The following is a 20,669-nucleotide window of genomic DNA, read 5'->3' as shown; positions in this document are numbered from 1 at the left end:
GCCTACACTTTTGGCCCCCGAACCGATGAGACCTGCCGTGAATTGCTGGCTCTGTTGACGCCGTTCAACATCGGCATGATTACCAGTGACAACTGGGGCAGCTATGCAAGAGAGGTGCCGAAGCAGAAACATCTGACTGGCAAGATCTTCACGCAACGTATAGAGCGCAATAACCTGACGCTCCGTACCCGCATTAAACGCATAGGTATCTACACATCAGGGAGGAGGCTTAAGAGCAACTCTCGCTAAATGAGTAAGTTCTTCCAGACTATATTCCGATAATAATTTTAGTGTATTCAACAAGATGGATAGGCCAGCGAGCAGAGCAGGAGCGCTCTCTCTGCGGCCTCGCTTTTGCTGTCGTCCTGACAAGCGACATATCAGCTGGCGGGCTGCCGCATTTTCTTCTCCTTCAGCGCGTTGCAGCCGCCATACCAGAACAGCAGCCATACTGGCTATTAACAACCTGCGTAGTACGGCTGGCGCGCTGCGCTGAAGCCATGTTTCTACGTCATGTCCGGCACCTTTCAGCAACTTAAAAAATGATTCAATATTCCAGCGCCAGTAATACCAACGAGCTACTTCCTCGCAGGTGATCTCGCTGCAAACGTTTGTAAGCAGCGTCCAGCGTCCCACCACATTACCGAGATCATCCGTAAGCCGAACAACAACCAATCTGACCGTCAGAGGCTCTCCAGGTTGGATTTTTATGCGGCGGCCGGTTTCTTTATCTTTACGCTTCTGCTGCGCAGCTCGGGTTATGACTATCGAGGTTTCACTGATTTCCATATCAGCTTTTTTCCCTTTCCAGTCTACCTGTCCGCATCCGTTGTATGGCAGAAGAGCAGCAATCTCACCAATTTTCAATGAATTACCTTGCCACTCTGCACCATGTCCTTCTTTTCCTCGGATAAGCCAGCATATTCCTTGAGTACTCAACGTCCGCATATGTCCAATAGAGTCACCCTCTCTATCAATTATATGAATCAGCTTTTTACCTATATTAAGCGATTCCACACGGGCAATATCGGTCGTCAAGGCGTCCATATGTGTCTGCCGTTCGGACAGTCCTTCCGCCAACGTTGAATGACAACCGGTTGCATCGGTAAGTGTCTGAGATAGAGGCGCTATTGGCAAACCCGTGCCAGCATCAACCAGCAAGCTGCTTTGAAGTTCATATCCAACATCGCCACCGTGCGTCATTTTTAAGCGTCCGTATTTGGCATGATGGTAAAGAAATTGTAAACGTGACCAATCATGAACAACGAGAGCGTATGGATGCGGGCTAAGCGAAATTTGCTCAAGTGCTAGCGAAATAATTGGCTCATTGAGTTGACTGAAGCTAATTCGCTTATTATTCAGAAAACGCCAGACAGCTTGGGTAGTTGCGAAAGTTGATTTTTGAGCACTTGCGAGGTCTTTAACCGCAGAAGCAAGAAGAGCCGCGGGCGTCATATGCTGTTTAACCAGCGTCTGATATCGGCGGGTAAGGCGAGAGTCAATCCCGCCAACAGATAGGTTGAAATCATTCTGCAAAGTAATAACAGGTATCACGATAAATGTGTAGATACCTATGCCGTGAGGGGTAGGCGAATTTGGCGGCGATGGCATAGGGCACCGCCGCGCCCATCGATGCTAAGCTGCCGGACAGCGTGGCGCGTTGCCCGCGCTTGATACGGAGATCGCGCGCAAACCAGTTGGCGCAGGAGCCGGCGTCGGAGGTGACGATGGCATCGGCCGGCAGCAGCGGCGACATTTCCCACACCACCCGTTGCGGATTGACAGGGCTGGCCGGCGCCATGGCCCGTTTTTCCAAAGTGTGCCACCATTTTTTCATTTGCCGACCGATGTTGTTTTGCCAGGCGCGCTGGGTCTTGCGCCTGAGAAGAGGCAGCAGCGCGCGTAAGGTTTCTGCCCCATCGCCGTGCAAGTTGACCTCCATTGGATAGCGCAGCGACAGCATGGACGGTTCAATATCGATTTGTACGCCCCGCGCCTGGCCATCAGCCGGCAAAAACTCCGCCCAGGGGAAACCGCTACCAATCATCAAAAGCGTATCGCATTCGCTCATCATATCCGACGACGGCCGCGTGCCGAGCAGTCCGATAGCGCCGGTGACAAACGGCAAATCGTCCGGCAGCACGTCTTTGCCGAGCAGCGCCTTGGCCACCCCTGCCCCCAAAATATCCGCGACGTCGATAATTTCCTCTGCGGCGCCGCGCGCGCCGGCGCCGATGAGAATCGCCACTTTTTTACCGGCATTAAGCACCTCGGCCGCGCGGTTCAAATCCGCGATTTGCGGCACCACCCGCGGCGAATGATAACCGACGCCGGAGCGGGTAAACCCGTGGGCAACGGCCGGCGCCTCCCAAGGCGCGTCCTGTACATCTTTCGGCAGAATCAGAGCCGCGACGCCGTTTTTTGCCTGCGCCACGCGCATGCCGCGATCCAGCATATGGCGTACCTGCGCCGGCACCGCCGCTTCCTGGACATAATCCGCCACATCGGCAAACAGGCGATCGAGATTCAGCTCTTGCTGGTAGCTGGCGCCGCGCGACGAGGTTTCCGCCTGCCCGATGATGGCCAGTACCGGGACATGATCCATGCGTGCATCATACAGACCGGTTAACAAATGGGTGGCCCCCGGCCCCCCGGTGGAAAGACACACGCCCGTCTCGCCGGTCAGTTTGGCGTGGGCGGTGGCCATGAATGCCGCCATTTCCTCATGACGCACCTGAATAAACTCGATACCCTCGCCGCGTTTGGCGGCGCGCTGCAACGCGCCCAGTACGCCGTTGATCCCGTCGCCGGGGTAACCGTAGATACGGCTAACGCCCCAGGCTTTCAGGCGCTCGACAAAAAAATCGCTGGTCTTGATTGTCATGGTTATGCCTCGGCTATGCCAATGGCGCCGCCTGTCACCGCGCCGCCGTATTGATTTCGTTAATAAAAATCGCTTCTTCAAGCATAGTTCAATTTGGCGCATCCCGGCGCCGGCGTGGCAGCGGTGGGCTAGCGACAGCCACGTTGACCAGGCGCCAGAGGATTGTCGCCGTCGCGGCGATGCGGGCAGCGCATCTACTGGCGGTGGGACGCTGTCGCTGGCGCGGCGATGCGGTCAGCGCTTTTACTGGCGGTGGAACGCTGTCGCCGGCGCGGCGATGCGGGCAGCGCTTTTACTGGCGGTGGGACGCTGTCGCCGGCGCGGCGATGCGGGCAGCGCTTTTACTGGCGGTGGGACGCTGTCGCCGGCGCGGCGATGCGGGCGGCGCCGACGCTCATACCAGGGATGTCGCCGGCGCGCGGATACTGCGCCAGGCGGCGTGGGAAAGCGTTAGCGGAAGGGATTAACGGTTTTCGGGATTATCGGCGAAGCGGCGGAAAATTTGTAACGTTTCGTCACTGACGTGATGCTCTATCCCCTCCGCGTCGCGGCGTGCGGTTTCGGGGCTGACGCCTAGCGCCAACAGGAAAGATTCGACAATCTGGTGGCGCATGCGGCTTTCGTGGGCCAGCGCTTCCCCCTCGGCGGTGAGAAAAATGCCGCGATAGGGCTGTTGCTCCACCAGCCCCGCCGCCACCAGCCGTTTCAGCATCTTGGCCACCGTGGGTTGTGACACGCCCAGCCGCGCCGCCAGATCAACCTGGCGCGCTTCGCCGCAGTCGCGGATCAGATCGGCTATCAGCTCGACATAGTCATCTATTAGCTCCCGCCGATGCGCTTCACGCACCTGCAAAAATCCCTGTACATGCTCTTTCACGTCCACCAACGGCGTGAGATCGCTGGACAGCGCGGATGAATCATCCTGGGTCATGCCTGTTCCTCGTTATGTCATGCCCAACGGTCCCGCGCGGGCGGGACAGGCACATTATGGCTAAACAGTGTAAACGAAGAGCGGTCGAGTACAAAATTTTGAATTAATTGCTTTTGCTATCTAATATAGCCTATGCTATATCTGTTGATTATGCCAGCAGCGCGCCGGCAAGGCACCGACGACAGGTCGCCCCCCGACGCGTTTGGGCCAGGGGTCCGCAAACCTGATGCCCGCTACAGGCTTGAGTGCCGCTTTCGCAGACGTTAACCGCCACCCGGGAAATCGCCATGACTACGACATCCTCTGCTCGCCACGTTTTCACCCGCTCGCCTTTTACGCTGCGTCTGATGCTGGCGGGAATGCTGGTCGCGCTGTTCACCGGCAGCGCACGGGCGGAAAAACCCTTCCAGGTGATTACCACCTTTACCGTGATTCAGGACATGGCGCGACAGGTCGCCGGGGACGCGGCTGAGGTGCATTCCATCACCCGGCCGGGCGCGGAGGTGCATGATTATCAGCCCACGCCGCGGGATATCGTCAAGACGCAAAAGGCGGACCTTATCCTGTGGAACGGTATGAACCTTGAACGCTGGTTTCGCCGCTTCTTCGACCAATTACACGACGTGCCGTCGGCGGTCGTCACCGAAGGTATCGAACCCATGCCGATCCGCGACGGCGGCGCCAACGACCGCGTCAATCCCCACGCCTGGATGTCGCCCTCCAACGCGCTGGTATACGTCGAGAATATCCGTCGGGCGCTGGTCAAGCACGATCCCACCCATGCGGCGGTTTACAATCGCAACGCTAAACGCTATGCCGACGAAATCAAGGCGCTCGATGACCCGTTGCGCGCGCGGCTGGCAAAAATTCCCGATGAGCAACGCTGGCTGGTTACCAGCGAAGGCGCATTCAGTTATCTGGCGCGGGACTACCGGCTGCGCGAGGTTTACCTCTGGCCGATTAACGCCGACGAGCAAGGCACACCGCAACAGGTGAAAAAGGTCATTGATACCGTCCGTCGCTATCACATCCCGGTGGTGTTTAGCGAAAGTACCATTTCCGATAAACCGGCGCGCCAGGTCAGCCAGGAATCCGGCGCCCGCTATGGCGGTGTGCTGTATGTGGATAGCTTGTCCACCGCCGACGGGCCGGTGCCTACCTATCTCGACCTGCTGCGCACCACCGTTGATACCATCGCCAAGGGGTTTGGCCAATGAGCGCCCCCGCAGTAGCATACCCGCGCACCCACCTGGCGGTGAGCGGTCTGACGGTCACTTATCATAATGGACATACCGCCTTGCGCGACGCCGGCTTCACGCTTGAAGGCGGCACGCTGTGCGGACTGCTCGGCGTTAACGGCAGCGGCAAGTCCACGCTGTTCAAAAGTATCATGGGAATGGTACGCCCCAGCGCCGGCCTCATCCGCCTCAACGGGCTGCCGGTGTCGGTCGCCCTGCGGCACAATCAGGTGGCCTATGTCCCGCAAAGCGAAGACGTCGATTGGCATTTTCCGGTACTGGTGGAGGATGTAGTGATGATGGGTCGCTACGGCAACATGTCATGGCTGCGTCGCCCGTCGCGCGAGGATCGCCTGGAGGTGGATCGGGCGTTGGCCCGCGTGAGTCTGACCGCGCTGCGCCGGCGGCAGATAGGCGAGCTGTCCGGCGGCCAGCGAAAGCGGGTCTTCCTGGCGCGGGCGCTGGCGCAGCAGGCGCGGATATTGCTGCTGGATGAACCCTTTACCGGCGTGGACAGCCAGACCGAAAGCACCATCATCACCCTGCTGCGCCAACTGCGCGAGGAGGGGCATCTGGTATTGATTTCTACCCATAACCTCGCCAGCGTACCGACCTACTGCGATCGGGTGGTGCTGATTAACGGCGGCGTGGTCGCCGCCGGCCCTGTGGAGAACACCTTTACCGCCGACAACCTGCGCCGCGCCTTTGGCGGCAGTCTGCCGCTGCAGGTCCTGACGGGAGCGCCGGCGGATGCTTGAGTGGGCGCTGGAGCCACTGCATTATGCCTACATGCGTAACGCGATTTGGGTCAGCGCACTGGTGGGGGCCTCCTGCGCGTTTTTGTCGGCGTTTGTGATACTGAAAGGCTGGTCGCTGATGGGCGACGCCTTGTCCCACTCGGTGATGCCGGGCGTTGCCGCCGCATATGCGCTGGGCCTGCCCTACGCCGCCGGCGCTTTTGTAACGGGCCTGCTGGCGGCGCTTACCATGGCGCTGACGCGCCACCTTACCCGCCTGCGCGAAGACGCCATTATCGGCTATGTGTTTTCCACATTCTTTGCCGCCGGGCTGCTGCTGGTTTCGCTAAATCCCACCGCGGTCAATGTGCAAACGATTCTGTTCGGTAATATCATCGCCATCGCGGCCGAAGATGTGCGGCAAGTGCAATGGATAAGCGGCGCGACCTGTGTGGTGCTGTTTTGTCTGCGCAAGGATTTGCTGGCGGTGTTTTTCGACGAGGTTCACGCCCGCTCGCTCGGCCTGGCGCCGCTGCGCCTTAAACTGGTGTTTTTCGTGCTGTTAAGCGCCAGCATCATCGCCGCACTGCAAACCGTCGGCGCGATCCTGGTGATGGCTATGGTTATCACCCCCGGCGCTACCGCCTGGCTGCTGACCGACCGTTTCTCACGCCTGATTGCGCTGTCGGTCGGTTTTGGCGCCGTCACCTGCGCCGTTGGCGCCTGGTTAAGCTATTTTGTCGATGGCGCTACCGGCGGCGTGATTGTTACGCTACAAACGCTGCTGTTCTTACTGACCTGGGTGGTCGCACCGCGCCACGGCTTGCTGGCTGCCCGCCGGCGCCGGCTGGCACCCCCGGAGACGGTGCCATGAGTTGGCTCGACTGGCTGATGGATCCCTTGAGCTACCCCTTTATGCAGCGCGCCCTGCTGGCGGCGCTGGCGACAGGCACGGTCTGCGCGGTGTTGTCGTGCTTTTTGGTTCTCAAAGGTTGGTCGCTGATGGGGGATGCCATCTCCCATGCGGTACTACCGGGGATCGTGCTGGCCTTTGCCGCCGGTATTCCGCTGTCGGTAGGCGCCTTCGTGGCGGGGGTCGGCTGTGCGCTGGGCACCGGCTATATTCGCGATCGCTGCCGGCTGAAAGAGGATACGGTGATGGGCATACTCTACACCGGCATGTTCGGTTTCGGTCTGGTGCTGTTCACCCGTATCGATACCGACCAGCACCTCAACCATATTTTATTCGGCAACGTGCTCGGCATTTCCCCGCGCGAATTGCTGCATACCCTGTTAATCGCCGGGGTGGTCACCCTGGTGGTGCTGCTAAAGCGGCGGGATCTGGCGCTGTTCTGCTTTGATGTGGGTCAGGCGACGGTGCTGGGACTGCGCATTCCGCTTTTGCATTATGGGTTGTTGTGCCTGCTGGGGCTGACCGTAGTGGCATCGCTGCAGGCCGTCGGCGTTATTTTGGTGATCGCCATGCTGATTACCCCCGGTATAACCGCCTTAACGCTGTGCAGCCGCTTTGACTCCATGCTGGCGCTGGCGCTGCTGACCGCCGCCGTCGCCGTCGCCAGCGTCAGCGGCACGCTGCTCAGTTTTCATTTCGACGCCGCCACGGGTCCTTGTATCGTGCTGGTTCAGAGCCTGCTGTTTGTGCTGGCGGTCGCCTACCGTCATATCACCGGTCGACGCCGCGCAAGCCTGATGCCCTAACATAGACGCTCAGGGCGACGGGGCTTTCTCCCGTTACACCACCGTCCCGTCAACAGATGCGGCCCGCAAAGGCGCCACGCGGCGTGCCAACATACCTGGCAGCCTGCCCAGCGGCTGTCCAGCCATACTTGACCCTCCTACTGCTCGCCTCCGCGCAGCTGCCAACATACCTGGTAGCCTGCCCAGCGGCTGTCCTGCCCTCCCTGCTCTTCAATTAATCCCCCGCCGTCCGCCATCTTAGGCCAACGCTAAACGGAGGTGTTTCGTTACAGCCCGCAAAAACGCGAACGGCGGCTAAATATTTTTTGCGCGTTGCCGATAGTGAAGCACGAGCCGGGCTTTCGCGCCCGGCCCCCTTTTCCGGTCGGAGTGCTGCGCACGTTTATGGGCCGCAGTCAGCAAGAGCGCGCGTCGGGTTATTCGCCGGACCGGCGGCGTTCCGGCCTCGCAGCTCAGGAGACAATAATGAACAAAAGCGTGCAAGCCCCCAGCAAAACCGGCAGCCAGCGTCGCACCCGCGTGCGCGGCATTGACCGCACGTTGCAAATTCTCGACTGTTTACAAAACCGGCAGTGCCCCATCACGACCTATGAAGTCGCGAAAGATCTTTCTGCCCCATTGTCCAGCATTTACTCGCTGGTGGAGGTACTGGTCGCGAGTCGTTTACTGGAACGTGATGAAAACGGCATGATTTGGCTGGGCGCGCGGCTTTATCGCTACGGACTGGCCTATGCGCGTGTCCATGGACCGCTGGTGGCGTCGGCGACCGCCGCAGCCAACGGCGCGTCGAACGACATCGCGTCCGTTGACGATGAACGCATTATGACCGGGAGCGCCGGCACGTCCTGCACCGAACTACCGTCAGAGCGCTAATTCGCCACCTGTCGGCGGCAGACATTGCGCCGGTGGTCGGCGTGAGGCAAACGCAGCGGCCGTCACCCAGGGTCGACGACGCGCGGCGCCGGGATTACCCCACCGGCGCCGCCGCTTAAAGGGTAGCGTTCCGGGGAGAGTTTCCTTAAGATAATGCATCGGCAGCCTGCCGCGACGGGCGATTTCACCTTTTGCTGTCATTTTCTCTTATAGGGCTCACATCAATGGAAACGATTCTCAGACATCTACCGGTCAATCAACGCGTGGGTATTGCCTTTTCCGGGGGTCTGGATACCAGTGCCGCACTGCTATGGATGCGTCAGAAAGGGGCGGTGCCTTACGCCTATACCGCGAATCTCGGCCAGCCGGATGAAGATGATTATGACGCCATTCCGCGCAAGGCATTAGCCTACGGCGCCGAACAAGCCCGTCTGATTGACTGTCGCAAGCAGTTGGTGGCGGAAGGGTTGGCCGCCCTGCAATGCGGCGCATTCCACAACACCACCGCCGGCGTGACCTATTTCAATACCACCCCGCTCGGCCGCGCCGTCACCGGCACTATGTTAGTGGCCGCGATGAAAGAGGACGGCGTTAATATCTGGGGTGACGGCAGCACCTACAAGGGTAACGATATCGAGCGTTTCTATCGCTACGGCCTGCTGACCAACGCCGAATTAAAAATCTATAAACCCTGGCTGGACACCGACTTTATCAATGAACTCGGCGGCCGTCAGGAGATGTCTCAGTTCATGACCGAGGCCGGTTTCGATTACAAAATGTCGGCCGAGAAAGCCTACTCCACCGACTCCAACATTCTCGGCGCCACCCACGAAGCGAAAGAGCTGGAGTATCTTAATTCCAGCGTGAAGATCGTCAATCCCATTATGGGGGTAAAATTCTGGGATGAAAATGTGCGCATCCCGGCGGAAGAAGTGACGCTGCGCTTCGAGCGCGGTCTGCCGGTGGCGATCAACGGCCAGAGTTTCAACGATCAGGTGGCGATGCTGCTGGAAGCCAACCGCATCGGCGGTCGTCATGGTCTGGGCATGAGCGATCAGATTGAAAACCGTATTATCGAGGCGAAAAGCCGCGGCATTTATGAAGCGCCGGGCATGGCGTTATTGCATATCGGCTATGAACGTTTGCTGACCGGTATTCATAATGAAGACACCATCGATCAGTATCACGCCAACGGCCGTCAATTGGGCCGCCTGCTGTATCAGGGCCGCTGGTTCGATCCGCAGGCGCTGATGCTGCGCGACGCGACTCAGCGCTGGGTCGCCAGCGAAATAACGGGCGAGGTGACGCTGGAATTGCGCCGCGGCAACGATTATTCCATTCTGAATACCGTTTCCGACAATTTGACCTATATGGCGGAGCGTCTCACGATGGAGAAAGGGGAATCCACCTTCTCGCCGGAGGATCGTATCGGTCAGTTGACCATGCGCAATCTGGATATCACCGATACCCGCGCCAAGCTTATCAATTACATCGGCACCGGCCTGCTTTCCGCCGCCGACGACAGCGGCGTGCCCAAGCTTGAGGACAAGCACGGCAACTAATTCCGGCCGCGCGGGCCGTCTTGGCACGGACCGCACCGGCTTGGGTGCCGTTTAGCTGTTCCGCCCCTTGCGGGGTCATCGCCCTGGCGACACGGCAGATGACCCCGTTTCGTTCCGACCGGCACGCCTCACCATCCGCCTCGGTGAGCTGCGCCTTGCCGCCAGCAGCCCCCTTTAGCGTGCAGAAGTTTGCCGCAGGCGCCCTCTTTCGTTTACTGTTTCCTTCGCCGCGCCGCAGCCAACCGGCGCGGGGCATGCTCCGCTGGTGTCGTTAACGTCCGGCACATGTCTTGCTGACTTGATCGGGGCAGGTTAAGCGTCTATTCCTAGCTTACGCTTAACCCCTGAGGAGCCGCAGGCATGATCATTGGCCGCCATTCCCCCTCGACGCCACCTGCCTGCCGTGCTGACACCTCGGACACGCAGCAACCGAATGGCCCGCAGGCCGTCCCGGTCGCGTTACCCCGCAAGCTCTCCTTACGTCGTGCCGCCGGCGACGGCCCTGCGCTTTCTTTCAGCGTAAAGTTATCTTCTTCCGTTCCCGCCGCGCCAGCCGCGCAGCCAACTTGCGTCATCCCCTCGGCGCTGCCCCGAACCCAGCCGCCGTCGGCTGCGCCGGCTGAAGAAGTCATGTGCCCGCCGTCATCTGTGGCTTTGCCCCGGGGTGACTTGCCGGCGTCTGCCACCCAGCCGTCGTGTGTTGCCGCCACCCAGCCGCCGTCGCCTGCGCCGGCCGCGCAAATCATGTGCCCGCCGTCATCTGTGGCTTTGCCCCGGCGTGCCTTGCCGGCGTCTGTCACCCAGCCGTCGTGTGTTGCCGCCACCCAGTCGCCGTCGCCTGCGCCGGCCGCGCAAATCATGTGCCCGCCGTCATCTGTGGCTTTGCCCCGGCGTGCCTTGCCGGCGTCAGCCACCCAGCCGTCGTGTGTTGCCGCCCCTCTGCCGCCGTCTGCTCCGCTGGCGGCACGCCGAGGGCCGGTACCCGCTGCGCGCACCCTGTCGCCGTCCGAGGTGCGACAGGTCAGTTCGCCATCAAGTGATCGTGCTTCGCCGCGCAGTGTCTCGCGAAAGACGGTTTATCCCTTGCCGGACCTGCTCGATGACAGCCGCCACGAACTGGAATATTATCTCACGCATCGTCTGCGTTATGCCGACAGCCACCGACTCTGGCCGCAAACCTTCCATACGTTTTTCGGCGCTAAACGGTGCGAGGCCAGCGGTCAGAACACCGTGGACATCGCGCTGGAAATTGCACAAGGCATCAAGCGCCGGCGGTTATTAGATGGCTTGGCCGGTCACGCCATGAGCCGCGACATCGTACGCCGTGACCTGCATTACCGCCGCCGTACGGCAGAATCGCCGGCGCAGTTGGCGCGGGCGCTGCTTGATCTTGAACTTCTTAACGGCGTATTGACGTTAGGCGAGGCACACGAACTCAGCGGCCGTTTGGTCACCTCCCCGGAGTGTCGCGCGCTGAACGTCATCGTGTTTGCAGACCATCTCTATTTGCTGGATGCGCCACGCCGCCATTATCAGCATCTGAGGCTGCCCTGCGATACGCAAAGCCTGACTATGGTGCTGGGGGCGTTTCTGCCGCAAGCGGGCCCGTCGCCGGCGCCGTGTTTCCATTTGCACCATATCGGTTTCTTTTAACACCGCGCCAACGGTGCCTCATCGGTGCCGCCAATAACAGAAGTAAACGATAATTATTTGCAACATGACGCCTGCTCCTTATGATTGAACTTTACGCGGGCAAGGGGCACTCACCATGGGCGAGAGAAGACTTACCACGCCGTGCTGTATCGGCGGCGGGCCGGCCGGATTAATGCTGGGCTATTTATTGGCGCGCTCGGGTGTCGCGGTCACGGTGTTGGAGAAACACCGTGATTTCCTCCGCGATTTTCGCGGCGACACCATTCATCCCTCCACGCTGGCCATCATGCACCACCTGGGACTGCTGGAAGGGTTGTTGGCGTTACCCCATAAAAAAGTGACGACGTTGCGCGGCGAGCTGCAGGGTAAGACGGTCACGATGGCCGATTTCAGCCGTCTGCCCGGACGCTGCCAGTACATGATGTTGATGCCACAGTGGGATTTCCTTAATTTCCTGGCGGAGCAGGCGGCAACGTTACCGGGCTTTACGCTGCTGCGCGCGACCCGTGGCGTTTCGTTGCGCCAGCACCAGGGGCGAATCATCGGCGTCAATGCCGAGGACGACGCTGGCGCCCTTGCCATCACCACGCCACTGGTGATAGGTACCGACGGCCGCCGCTCGATGGTGCGCGCCGCCGCCGGGTTGCAGGTTGAGAATTTCGGCGCCCCGCGCGACGTGGTGTGGATGAAACTGCCGAAGGAGGCCGGCGACGACGGCTGGGCCAGCGGCCACGGCGGGCCGAAAAATAATTTCATTATGCTCGACCGCGGTGAGTATTGGCAGTGCGGTTACAGCATCGTCAAAGGCAGTTTCGCCGCGCTACAGCAGCAGGGGTTAGCAGCGCTGCTACAGCAGGTGGCGGGAGTGGCACCGGTTGACATCGAACGGCTGCGGCGGCAGATTACCGACTGGCAGCAGGTGAAGCTGTTGGATATCCGCATCGACCGACTGACGCACTGGGCCGCCCCGGGCGTGTTGTGTATCGGCGATGCCGCCCATGCGATGTCGCCCATTGGCGGCGTCGGCGTCAATCTGGCCATACAGGACGCGGTCGCCACCGCCAATTTGTTGGCAACGCCGCTGGCACGCGGCGTGGTCGGCCTGCGTGAGCTTCATCGCGTACAGCGTCGCCGCCAGTTCCCCACCCGGGCCACCCAGGCGCTGCAAATTATGATGACCGGCAAGGCGCAGCGCGCGCCTCGCCCTGCACGTAAACCGTCGGCGCTGGAACGCTGGCTGCGCCAGCGTCCCTGGTTGCCGCGTCTGGCCGGCAGGATTATCGGCCTGGGGTTCCGCCCCGAACGGCCGCGGCGAGCGCTATTACAGCGCTAACCCCTGCGCTACGCCCATATCAGCCCGCCCCGCGCCCCCGTGATCCAGGCCACCTTCGCCCCCCAAGCCGGAGGCGGTCAGCGTGCTGCTCCACGTCCAAGTGGACGCGGCCGCCCTACCAAGCGCTGCCTTGTGCTCAGCGATAGCCCTTTCCCCGCGCCGGCCGCTTGCTTTACACTGTCCGCTCTGCCTGGCGCCCATGTGGCCGCGCCGGCTTCGCCATCAGCCCTGGAGCTTGCGTTGAGCGTCTGTGAATATATGTTGCCCGGCATGTTTATCAAGGAACACCTGGTCAAGGTGCCGCTGGATTGGTCGCAGCCGGAGGACGGCCGCACGCTGGAGCTGTTTGTGCGCGAGGTCGTCGACCCGCGCAAGCGACACCACGCCTTACCGAAACTCGCGTTTCTTCAGGGTGGCCCCGGCGGTAAGGGGCCGCGCCCGCAGGGCGGCGGCCCGGTATGGCTTGCCGAAGCGCTGAAGACCCACCGGGTTATTTTGCTGGATCAGCGGGGCACCGGCCGCAGCAGCCGGGTGGAAAGCGCCACGCTGGCGACGATGGACCCACATGCGGGCGCGGCGTATTTGTGGCACTTTCGCGCCGACAGCATCGTGCGCGATTGCGAATTTCTGCGCACGCGGCTGTTCGGCGGCGATCGTTGGGAGACGCTGGGGCAAAGTTACGGCGGCTTTTTGACTCTGAGCTATTTATCTCTGGCGCCCGAAGGCCTCGCCGCCTGCTACGTCACCGGCGGGCTGCCGGGCCTCGACGCGACTGCCGATGAAGTCTATCGCCGCACTTACCCCCGGGTGGCGGCGAAAAACGCGTGCTATTTCCGCCGTTATCCCGCCGACGCGGCGCGGATCGCCCGCCTGGCGGATGTCATCGCCGACCGCGCCGTGCGGCTGCCCGATGGCGATCGCCTCAGCGTGCGCCGACTGCAAACTTTGGGTATGGCCTTCGGGATGGGGCCCGGTTTCGATCAGGTGCATGGGCTTATCGAAGAGGCGTTCAGCGACAGCGCCGAAACCCGCTTGTCGGATCATTTTCTGATGGCCATCATGGCTGAGACCGGCTATGACGCCAATCCCCTCTATGCGGTTCTGCAGGAGGTCATTTATGGCCAGCCCGGGCAGGCCGGCAACTGGGCGGCGGAGCGGGTACGCCAGGCATTTCCCGCTTTCCAGTCCGATGCCCGGCCGCTGTTGTTCACCGGCGAGATGATCTATCCCTGGATGTTTGATGAGATCCGCTCACTGCGTCCGTTTCGCGCCGCGGCGGCGCAGCTGGCCACCCGGCAGGATTATCCGCCGCTGTATGACCTCACCCGGCTGGCGAGTAATGCGGTGCCGGTCGCGGCGGTGATTTATCACGACGACATGTATGTCGACGCCGACCTGTCTCTCGCCACCGCCGCGCGGGTGGGTAATTTACAGGCCTGGGTAACCAATGAATTCGAGCACGACGGTCTGCGTCAGTCCGCCAGCGTCTTTCGCCGGCTGCGCCAAATGCTTGACGATAACGGCGGGCCGTTGGGCTAACGATCCGGGCCGGGCGCGCGGGTTCAGGTCGTTAATCACTGCGGCAGCGTGTTTCGCCCGGCGCGCCAGTGGTAAACATTGTGATCCACCCAGCGCTCGCCGATTTTCTCCGCCTGCGCCTCCCGTTGATAGAAACTGAAGCCCAGACGCTGCGCCACGCGGTTGCAGGGCCGGTTTTGCACGCCGCAGCGTAAAATAAACGTATCCAGCCGGCCGTCCTCCAGATACCACGTCATCAACGCCTGCACGGCGCGGGACATGACACCACGGCCGGTCAGGGCGGCGGCCAGCCAGTAACCTATTTCCCCCACGCTGCCGCTGATGCTATTCAGCGACAGCACCCCGCTGAGCCGCTCCTGTAACCACAGCAGGTAAACCGCCGAATCACCGGCGGCATAGGCGCGCCGGTTGGCGCGCACCGTCGCCAGCGTATCGGCTTCACAGCGAACCGTCTCCGGCCAGGCCAGATGCCGGCTCAAATGCGTCCGTTCCTGCTGCACCAGGCTAAATAAAGCCGGCGCATCTTCCTCGCGCGGCAGCGCTAGCCGCAAGGTTGGCGAGATAATTCGTTGCCGGTAGTCCATCCTCAATCCTTCTCGGCGACCGGCGTCAGCAGCGGCTGCCCACTGAGATGGCGGGCGAGATTTTCCAGCATTTGCTGGTACATCGCCGCCATCGCCTGAGGTGAGCGCGCCGCCACATGCGGTGTGATTAACAGATTATCCTGCGCCAGCAGTGCAGCCGGGACCTCGGGTTCGCCTTCGATCACATCCAGCGCCGCGCCGGCGATGGCCTGCGTTTGCAGCGCCGCCGTCAGCGCCGCCGTTTCCACCACGCTGCCGCGGGCAATATTGATAAGAAATCCCTCCGCCCCCAGCGCTTCGAGCACCGCAGCGTCGACCAAATGCCGGGTCGCGGCGCCGCCTGGGGTGGCGATCACCAAAATATCGCACCACTGCGCCAACGCCGTCGCGCTGGCGCAGTAATAATAATCGCTGTCCGCTACCGGCCGCCGATTATGGTAGCCGACCTCCATGGCGAAGCCCCGCGCGCACCGCTCGGCGATGTTGCGGCCAATGGTTCCCAGACCGAGGATCCCGACCCGTTTACCGCTCGGCTGCGGACGCAACCGCCGCACGTCTTGCCATTGCCCGCGGCGCACCGCGCGGTCCAGAGGCGCGATATCGCGCATTACCGCCAACATCAGCGCCAATGCATGATCGGCCACCGAGGTGTCATTGGTGCCGCGGCCGTGGGTGACGCTGATACCGCGCGCGGCGGCAGCGGCCAGACAAACGCGCTCATAGCCCACCCCCAAGCAGCAAATCAGGCGCAGCGCGGGCAGCTTCGCCATGTCTTGCGCGCTTATCCCAAGCGATCCTATCGTCAACAGGACCTCGATGGCGCCCGGGTCAAACGTTTCCTCCTCGGCGGCATCCCCCACCGCGCTCAACACGGGTTGCAGCGGGCCGTCGGGCCAAAGCGGGCCGGTGTGATCGGTTCGCGGCGCCACATACAGCGTCACCCCCGCAGCGGCGAATCCCGGCCGATATGCCGGTGGAATATCAATGTGTGATAATAGGCTGACAGTCATAGCAACACTCCGTACGGAAAAACCTCATCCGACGCCTTCGCGGGCGTACTCTCTCTCAGCGCGCCTTTAGCGCCGCCGCCGCCGTCGCGACCTGGGCCAGTCGACGGGTGCGAAAAGCCGCCTGCCGCTCGCTCACATCGCGCATGACCGCGGCCGGCGCCGTGGCGGGATGACCGGCATCAAACGGCGGCGCCGGGGCATATTCAAGCCCCAGTTGGATGGCCTGCGCCGCGCGCTCTCCCGCCACTTCCGCCACCACCGTCAGGGCAAAATCAATGCCGGCAGTAACGCCGGCGCCGGTGATAACATGTCCATCGCGCACCACCCGCTCGGCACGCGGCACGGCGCCAAACAACGACAGGCTCTCCAGCATCGACCAATGGCAGGTCGCGCGCCGTCCTTGCAACAGTCCGGCGGCGCCCAGGATTAATGAGCCGGTACATACCGAGGTAACATAATGCGCGCCGGCCGCCAAGCGGCGGATTTCCGCCGTAAACCGCGCATCCAGCATAGCGTCGGTGCAACCGGGCCCACCGGGTAGGCACAGCAAATCGCATCGCGCTACCGCCTCCAGCGCCTCAAGCTGATTAAAATGCAGGCCGCTGGCGCTCACCGGCGCGCCGTCGAGCGACGCCACATGCACCTCAGCCGCCGGCCAATGGCTGAACACCTGATGCGTCGCCGTGAAATCCAATTGTGTCACGCCGGGATAGAGCGCGAACAGTAGCGTAAAAGAGGTGGACATCCAGCTTCCTCAAGCGAAGGCTGACAGCATCGCTGCCGCGCCGCAGGGTTAGGGGGTTAGCGCCATTGCGCCCGGACAGTCAGTTAGTTAGTAATATAGATGTCATTCAAACAATTAACTTGGTATACAAAAATGCGTGCCATAAGTAAAGCTGCGCGCGGGCTTCAGGCGCAAGCCCCTCATTTGCTAACTGGAGGGGCGGGCGGCTTATCATCAGCGCAATGAGCCTCGGGGCCAAAAACGTGGCGCGGCAGGCAGCGCCCACCGCCTGAATAGGCCAGCGGCTCAGGTGGCGGACCGTCGTTAACCCGACCGTCGTTGAACGACACGCAAGATGACGGCGCGCCCACCCGTCATCCAACGCGCGCAAGGCAACGCCGGCGACCCACGCCGGCAGGTCTTTGCCGCCAACGTCCAGCCCCCCCGTCCGGCTTTTTGCCGCTCGACTTACGGATTGACCGGCATCAATCCACCGTGGCTAGCAACGGTGGCGCGACGGCCGGCCGTTGACAGGGTGACCTGTTAAACTAGGATAACGCGAGCAGCGCGACAGCCGCCTTGCGTTGCGCGTTGTCGGGCCGCGCCGCTTGCCGCCAGGCGACGATACACGCTTAACCGGCGCGAGCCGGCGAAGGTATTTCTGATACGGCTTAAGGATATGTCTATGCACCAGGCGCACAACCCGTCGCCTCTGTCCCACAAAAAGGCCCTGCTGGCCGGGGCGGTGGGCAATTTTATCGAGTGGTATGAGTTCGCGGTTTACGGTTTTCTGGCGACGGTGATTGCGGAAAATTTCTTTCGTCTGCAGGGCGAAAGTGCGATGACCGGCCTTATCCTGACCTATGCTTCGTTCGCCGTGGCCTTTTTCTTCCGCCCGCTGGGGGCGGCGCTGTTCGGCCGCCTCGGCGATCGTATAGGCCGCAAACCCACGCTGATTCTGGTGCTGGTGCTGATGACCATCGCCACCGCATTAATTGGGCTGGTACCCACCTATGCCCATCTCGGCATCACCGCGCCCATCCTGCTAACGCTGCTGCGCATTCTGCAAGGTTTATTCGCCGGCGGTGAATATGGCGGTGCGGTTGCGTTGATGACCGAGTTCGCCCCGCGGGGTAAACGCGGCCTGTACGGCGCCTGGCAATCGTTGACCGTCGCACTCGGCCTGCTGGCCGGCGTTGGCGTCGTCGCCTTGCTGACGGCGGTGTTAGGACAGGACGCATTACGGCAATGGGGCTGGCGTATCGCCTTTTTTCTGGCGCTGCCGATGGGCGCCGTCGCGCTGTGGTTGCGCCTCAGTCTGGCAGAAACCCCCGTTTTCATGCGCGCACGCGCGGCATCGCCCGCGACCGTGGTCACCCCCGGCCCCGGCGCAATGAGTTATATTATCGCCCTCGGTATCGGCCGGCTGATGGCATGGTCCGCGGCGGGCTATACCTTTTTGGTGATTATGCCCACTTACTTGCAATCGGCGCTGCACACCCAGCTGCAAACCGCGTTACTGATCGCCGTTATTTCCAACGCCGGTTTTGCCCTGACCATCATTCCCGCCGGCATGTTGAGCGACAGAATTGGCCGGCGGCGCGTGCTGATGACCGCCACCTTACTGCTGCTAGTGCTGTCTTTTCCGCTTCTGCGAATACTGCAAGACCCGGCGAGCACATTGCTGATAAAAGGGCTAGCGGTCCTTCTCGCCGGCGGCGCGGTGGGGCTGCTGGCCGGTCCGGGTCCGGCGATGCTGGCGGAAATGTTTCCCACCCGGGTACGCTATACCGGGCTGGGGCTGGCGTATTCGCTGTCTAACGCGGTATTTTCCGGCTGTGCGGGGCTGACGATTACCTGGCTTATCAAGCAGACCGGCAATCTTGACATCCCCGCCTGGTATGTGGTCATCACCGCTATTATCAGCCTTTTCGCGCTCATGACATTGAATAAAGATGACCATTTGCGCGACTTGGGCGACAATTGAATAAAGATCACCTGTTGCGCGAGCGGGAGGATACCCTGGCCTGAGCGACCGGCTGTGGGCGGCATGCCGTCAGGCCCGTGCTACATTGCGCCAGAGTGGCGCCGGGATGAAAATCCCGCCCTCCGGCGCTATGCTTATCACTATTGCCAGGCGGGGGCAACGTCTCCTGCCGCCTGCGGCAAGACCAAACGGATGAGCAAAGATGGGAACTCCCTTCAATTATCAGCAGGATTTTAGCCAGATAGATTTTCGCCAGCATCCCGAGCGTTATCAGGTCGGACGCGGCGAACAGGGTGTGTTGCTGGTTGAACCTTACAAAGGGGAAATGTTACCGCATTGGCGATTTAAAAACCCGCAGGTGGCCGCGCTATCCGCCGAAACCCTCTATCAACTTTTTGAGCAGTACCGTCGGGCGGACGATTTCGTCGGCATGGATATGGCGCGCAAATTCATCCAAATGGGCTATACGCGCGCACGCCGTTATGCCAATCATCAGGGCGGCAGAAAATATGATGCTGACCGGGTCGTAAAGCCCCGCGTTAATGATCCGGTCAAAGCGGCGGCGGCGGCCATCTTTAAAGGCTATTGGGATCGCCTGCGCGCCGACGAAGATTATCTGCGGCGAAAAAAAGCCCATCAGCAGCGTTACGGTTAGCGGCAGTGACAGGCTCTGCCCGGCAGCTTGCCCCTTGGCCGTAACGCGGCATAACCGGCGATGCTGGCATCCAGAGGACGACATTATTGCAGGGTTGGGTTGGGGGTTGGGTCATTTCTCAAATGGTAGGACGCCATGATCCCTGCGGCCTGCCCGCAAAGCGACGGCTTATCGCTGGCCAGGTAGAGACCGGCGATATAATGCCCCTGGGCTTCAAATCGTCGGTAATTATAACTGTACCTTTCACCAAAACTGAAGGTGCGTCCATCGCTGAGGGTAAATAAGGCTTCATCAATCGCACCACTGCCCCAGGTTTCAATACAGGTGATGACGCTACCCTTTAATTCAACGCTGCGCGATTCTCGGCTAAGAGTACCTATGTTATAGCTGCTACCATCGGTGAAGGTAATGCCCAAACCGCCTAGTCTCGGCGCATTCCCTATCCTGACAATATAACCGACCAAGGATTGTATTTGCGCATAATTATCGCCAAGCCACGCCGGCTTGATCGGTGCAACCATATTGTCATCCTCAATCAGCGCCTGGATCATGGTTTTGTTGGTCGGGCGATCAAAAACTTCCGAATAGCTCAGAGTCTTCAGAATAATGCTTTCATTTATGCCGTGCGCTTTCACTGCCGTCACGATTTCCAATGCTTCAAAGCCGTGCATGAGACAGTGCCCTCTTATTGCCAATAAATCATTGGTAATATCACCCCCATCTGAATTGTTTAATACTTCGTTATACTCTTTATCATAAAGTGCATGACAATACGCAGATGCACGATCGACCAGTTTATCGATGATAACTTGTAACATTAAAGCGGCGGTATACATGGGCAGAACCTGTAAATTGGTTTTGTCATCAAATGATGAAAAATGCTCTTCCATCCCGATCAAGTATCGGGCTAACGAAATATAAGCATCATGAGCTTCACGGCTGCCCGGATTCGTTTCAAGTAGAAAATTGACATGTTTTACTTTGCCCTCCATTTCGTTAATGAACCCGCGCAACACCCCCTGAATAATAGCCAATTTGGAAGTTTCAATCATATTTTCAACTTCATGCAAAATCTGCTGCCAGACATTTTCCTTTTTGCTAGGCCAGCAAACCTCGGTAATGCCTTCAAATAGTTGACTTTTGTGATATTCTGCCTCTATTTGAGGTTTCCACGTGGTTACAGTTTCTGTTCATTGTCCTCGCTGCCATTCAGATGAAATTTATCGACATGGCCTTAGTC

At 60.4% G+C, this 20,669-nt stretch carries 19 protein-coding genes and 2 pseudogenes; 14 read left to right on the top strand and 7 right to left on the bottom strand.

The features are described from left to right. Positions 1 to 204, top strand: a pseudogene (locus CINSTRO3249_RS02800) (IS1 family transposase); the annotation flags it as partial. 12 nt (positions 205 to 216) lie between these two features. Here CINSTRO3249_RS02800 and CINSTRO3249_RS02795 read toward each other — a convergent pair. Beyond that, entirely contained in the window at positions 217 to 1,554 is a 1,338-nt protein-coding gene (locus CINSTRO3249_RS02795; RefSeq protein WP_254304267.1) for a flagellar biosynthesis protein FlhF, read from the bottom strand. Between the two features lie 22 nt (positions 1,555 to 1,576). After that, positions 1,577 to 2,884: pseudogene (locus CINSTRO3249_RS02790) on the bottom strand (thiamine pyrophosphate-requiring protein); the annotation flags it as partial. 179 nt (positions 2,885 to 3,063) lie between these two features. Here CINSTRO3249_RS02790 and CINSTRO3249_RS02785 point away from each other — a divergent pair. Continuing rightward, the gene (locus tag CINSTRO3249_RS02785; RefSeq protein ID WP_074012090.1) at positions 3,064 to 3,351 is read left to right on the top strand and encodes a hypothetical protein; all 288 of its coding nucleotides are present in this window, start codon (positions 3,064 to 3,066) and stop codon (positions 3,349 to 3,351) included. Here CINSTRO3249_RS02785 and mntR read toward each other — a convergent pair. Further along, positions 3,348 to 3,815, bottom strand: coding sequence for a manganese-binding transcriptional regulator MntR (mntR, locus tag CINSTRO3249_RS02780; RefSeq protein ID WP_074012089.1), 468 nt, complete (start codon positions 3,813 to 3,815; stop codon positions 3,348 to 3,350). The genes CINSTRO3249_RS02785 and mntR overlap by 4 nt on opposite strands. A 359-nt stretch (positions 3,816 to 4,174) precedes the next feature. Here mntR and CINSTRO3249_RS02775 point away from each other — a divergent pair, with 359 nt between their 5' ends. From CINSTRO3249_RS02775 to CINSTRO3249_RS02725, 9 genes are all read left to right on the top strand, one after another. Beyond that, entirely contained in the window at positions 4,175 to 5,032 is an 858-nt protein-coding gene (locus tag CINSTRO3249_RS02775) for a metal ABC transporter substrate-binding protein (protein WP_371441361.1), read from the top strand. Beyond that, complete coding sequence (locus CINSTRO3249_RS02770; protein WP_074012088.1) at positions 5,029 to 5,811, top strand: metal ABC transporter ATP-binding protein; 783 nt, start codon at positions 5,029 to 5,031, stop codon at positions 5,809 to 5,811. Before CINSTRO3249_RS02775 ends, CINSTRO3249_RS02770 begins: the two co-directional genes overlap by 4 nt. Next, entirely contained in the window at positions 5,804 to 6,664 is an 861-nt protein-coding gene (locus tag CINSTRO3249_RS02765) for a metal ABC transporter permease (protein ID WP_074012087.1), read from the top strand. The genes CINSTRO3249_RS02770 and CINSTRO3249_RS02765 overlap by 8 nt, the downstream gene beginning before the upstream one ends. After that, the gene (locus CINSTRO3249_RS02760) at positions 6,661 to 7,509 is read left to right on the top strand and encodes a metal ABC transporter permease (protein ID WP_074012086.1); all 849 of its coding nucleotides are present in this window, start codon (positions 6,661 to 6,663) and stop codon (positions 7,507 to 7,509) included. The genes CINSTRO3249_RS02765 and CINSTRO3249_RS02760 overlap by 4 nt, the downstream gene beginning before the upstream one ends. 465 nt (positions 7,510 to 7,974) lie before the next feature. Continuing rightward, on the top strand, positions 7,975 to 8,382 hold the full coding sequence (locus CINSTRO3249_RS02755) for a helix-turn-helix domain-containing protein (RefSeq protein WP_174249719.1): 408 nt from the start codon (positions 7,975 to 7,977) through the stop codon (positions 8,380 to 8,382). Between the two features lie 224 nt (positions 8,383 to 8,606). Beyond that, positions 8,607 to 9,944, top strand: coding sequence for an argininosuccinate synthase (argG, locus tag CINSTRO3249_RS02750; RefSeq protein ID WP_074012084.1), 1,338 nt, complete (start codon positions 8,607 to 8,609; stop codon positions 9,942 to 9,944). A gap of 1,083 nt (positions 9,945 to 11,027) precedes the next feature. Beyond that, positions 11,028 to 11,597: a hypothetical protein gene (locus tag CINSTRO3249_RS02740; RefSeq protein ID WP_074012082.1), complete on the top strand. Its 570-nt coding sequence runs from the start codon at positions 11,028 to 11,030 to the stop codon at positions 11,595 to 11,597. Positions 11,598 to 11,712: 115 nt separating this feature from the next. Further along, positions 11,713 to 12,930 carry an FAD-dependent oxidoreductase gene (locus CINSTRO3249_RS02735; protein WP_074012081.1) on the top strand — a complete coding sequence of 406 codons (1,218 nt, stop codon included), beginning with the start codon at positions 11,713 to 11,715 and terminating at the stop codon, positions 12,928 to 12,930. A 240-nt stretch (positions 12,931 to 13,170) separates the two neighbouring features. Further along, positions 13,171 to 14,469 (top strand): alpha/beta fold hydrolase, encoded by a 1,299-nt coding sequence (locus CINSTRO3249_RS02725; RefSeq protein ID WP_254304283.1) that lies wholly within the window; start codon positions 13,171 to 13,173, stop codon positions 14,467 to 14,469. A 35-nt stretch (positions 14,470 to 14,504) separates the two neighbouring features. Here CINSTRO3249_RS02725 and CINSTRO3249_RS02720 read toward each other — a convergent pair whose 3' ends face one another. From CINSTRO3249_RS02720 to CINSTRO3249_RS02710, 3 genes are read right to left on the bottom strand one after another with little or no spacing between them, the layout of a single operon-like run. Beyond that, complete coding sequence (locus CINSTRO3249_RS02720) at positions 14,505 to 15,053, bottom strand: GNAT family N-acetyltransferase (protein ID WP_074012079.1); 549 nt, start codon at positions 15,051 to 15,053, stop codon at positions 14,505 to 14,507. A gap of 2 nt (positions 15,054 to 15,055) precedes the next feature. Then, the gene (locus tag CINSTRO3249_RS02715) at positions 15,056 to 16,063 is read right to left on the bottom strand and encodes a 2-hydroxyacid dehydrogenase (protein WP_074012078.1); all 1,008 of its coding nucleotides are present in this window, start codon (positions 16,061 to 16,063) and stop codon (positions 15,056 to 15,058) included. 55 nt (positions 16,064 to 16,118) lie between these two features. Then, entirely contained in the window at positions 16,119 to 16,808 is a 690-nt protein-coding gene (locus tag CINSTRO3249_RS02710; RefSeq protein ID WP_074012077.1) for a DJ-1/PfpI family protein, read from the bottom strand. Between the two features lie 664 nt (positions 16,809 to 17,472). Here CINSTRO3249_RS02710 and CINSTRO3249_RS02700 point away from each other — a divergent pair. Continuing rightward, on the top strand, positions 17,473 to 18,774 hold the full coding sequence (locus CINSTRO3249_RS02700) for an MFS transporter (protein WP_174249718.1): 1,302 nt from the start codon (positions 17,473 to 17,475) through the stop codon (positions 18,772 to 18,774). Positions 18,775 to 18,976: 202 nt separating this feature from the next. Next, positions 18,977 to 19,429: a DUF4385 domain-containing protein gene (locus tag CINSTRO3249_RS02695; RefSeq protein WP_074012074.1), complete on the top strand. Its 453-nt coding sequence runs from the start codon at positions 18,977 to 18,979 to the stop codon at positions 19,427 to 19,429. 83 nt (positions 19,430 to 19,512) lie between these two features. On the opposite strand, the gene CINSTRO3249_RS02690 is transcribed toward CINSTRO3249_RS02695, so the two are convergent. Further along, complete coding sequence (locus CINSTRO3249_RS02690) at positions 19,513 to 20,481, bottom strand: toxin PirB (protein WP_125933102.1); 969 nt, start codon at positions 20,479 to 20,481, stop codon at positions 19,513 to 19,515. 121 nt (positions 20,482 to 20,602) lie between these two features. Here CINSTRO3249_RS02690 and CINSTRO3249_RS17965 point away from each other — a divergent pair. After that, on the top strand, positions 20,603 to 20,669 hold a 67-nt coding region (locus tag CINSTRO3249_RS17965), incomplete at its 3' end, for an IS1 family transposase (protein WP_143146884.1).

This window comes from Candidatus Sodalis sp. SoCistrobi (assembly GCF_900143145.1).
Taxonomy (GTDB): Bacteria; Pseudomonadota; Gammaproteobacteria; order Enterobacterales; family Enterobacteriaceae; genus SoCistrobi.
The sequence above is the reverse complement of the archived record's forward strand: the minus strand, read 5'-3'. Positions and strand labels throughout refer to the sequence as shown.

Bases quoted from the DNA above. Each gene is read 5' to 3' on its own strand.
- CINSTRO3249_RS02720 (WP_074012079.1), bottom strand. From the start codon at position 15,053: ATGGACTACCGGCAACGAATTATCTCGCCAACCTTGCGGCTAGCGCTG.
- CINSTRO3249_RS02710 (WP_074012077.1), bottom strand. From the start codon at position 16,808: ATGTCCACCTCTTTTACGCTACTGTTCGCGCTCTATCCCGGCGTGACA.
- CINSTRO3249_RS02770 (WP_074012088.1), top strand. From the start codon at position 5,029: ATGAGCGCCCCCGCAGTAGCATACCCGCGCACCCACCTGGCGGTGAGC.
- CINSTRO3249_RS02735 (WP_074012081.1), top strand. From the start codon at position 11,713: ATGGGCGAGAGAAGACTTACCACGCCGTGCTGTATCGGCGGCGGGCCG.
- CINSTRO3249_RS02755 (WP_174249719.1), top strand. From the start codon at position 7,975: ATGAACAAAAGCGTGCAAGCCCCCAGCAAAACCGGCAGCCAGCGTCGC.
- argG (WP_074012084.1), top strand. From the start codon at position 8,607: ATGGAAACGATTCTCAGACATCTACCGGTCAATCAACGCGTGGGTATT.
- CINSTRO3249_RS02690 (WP_125933102.1), bottom strand. From the start codon at position 20,481: ATGATTGAAACTTCCAAATTGGCTATTATTCAGGGGGTGTTGCGCGGG.
- CINSTRO3249_RS02760 (WP_074012086.1), top strand. From the start codon at position 6,661: ATGAGTTGGCTCGACTGGCTGATGGATCCCTTGAGCTACCCCTTTATG.
- CINSTRO3249_RS02715 (WP_074012078.1), bottom strand. From the start codon at position 16,063: ATGACTGTCAGCCTATTATCACACATTGATATTCCACCGGCATATCGG.
- CINSTRO3249_RS02700 (WP_174249718.1), top strand. From the start codon at position 17,473: ATGCACCAGGCGCACAACCCGTCGCCTCTGTCCCACAAAAAGGCCCTG.
- CINSTRO3249_RS02695 (WP_074012074.1), top strand. From the start codon at position 18,977: ATGGGAACTCCCTTCAATTATCAGCAGGATTTTAGCCAGATAGATTTT.
- CINSTRO3249_RS02785 (WP_074012090.1), top strand. From the start codon at position 3,064: ATGCGGGCAGCGCATCTACTGGCGGTGGGACGCTGTCGCTGGCGCGGC.
- mntR (WP_074012089.1), bottom strand. From the start codon at position 3,815: ATGACCCAGGATGATTCATCCGCGCTGTCCAGCGATCTCACGCCGTTG.
- CINSTRO3249_RS02775 (WP_371441361.1), top strand. From the start codon at position 4,175: ATGCTGGTCGCGCTGTTCACCGGCAGCGCACGGGCGGAAAAACCCTTC.
- CINSTRO3249_RS02765 (WP_074012087.1), top strand. From the start codon at position 5,804: ATGCTTGAGTGGGCGCTGGAGCCACTGCATTATGCCTACATGCGTAAC.